This window comes from Cysteiniphilum halobium, from assembly GCF_003574425.1.
In the GTDB taxonomy this organism is placed as follows: Bacteria; Pseudomonadota; Gammaproteobacteria; order Francisellales; family Francisellaceae; genus Caedibacter; species Caedibacter halobius.
In genome coordinates, this window is sequence record NZ_QLIU01000138.1 from 1 (window position 1) to 503 (window position 503).

The 503-nt window shown below is 24.5% G+C and carries 1 protein-coding gene; it reads right to left on the reverse strand.

The window, feature by feature from the left end:
- The coding region (locus DNK85_RS12765) for a hypothetical protein (protein ID WP_208123200.1) at positions 1 to 297 on the reverse strand (297 nt) is incomplete at its 3' end.
- Positions 298 to 503 lie beyond the last annotated feature (206 nt).

Below are 503 nucleotides of genomic sequence, written 5' to 3' on the forward strand. Positions count from 1 at the left end.
CTTCCTTTTTCCTTTTTTTTTCTCTTTTTCTTTTCCTTCCTCTCTTCCTTCTTTTTCTCTTTTTTTTTCTTTCCTCTTTCTTTCTTTCTCTTCTTCTTTTTCTCTTTCTTCTCCCTTTTTTCTTTTTCCTTTCCCCTTCTCCCTTTTTCTCTTTTCTTTTTTCTTTTTTTTTTTTTTTTTTTTTCTTCTTTTTTCTCCTCTTTTTTTTTTTTTTCCTTTTTTTTTTTTTTTTTTTTTTTCCTTTTCTTTATTACCTTCCTTTTTCTTTTTCTTCTCTTTTCTCTTTTTTTTTTTCATTTTCTTTCAATCTTTTTTTTTAATCCATTTCTTCTTTCTCTTATTCATCTTCTTTTTCCTTTACTTTCTTTTCTTCTTTCTTCTCTTTTATCTTTTTTTCTCTTTCTTTTTCCTTTTCTTTTTCCTTTTCCTTCTCTTCTTCCTTCTTTTTTTCTCCTTTTTCTTTTTTTTCTTTCTTTTTATTCTCCCTTTTTTTTTTTTCCTTT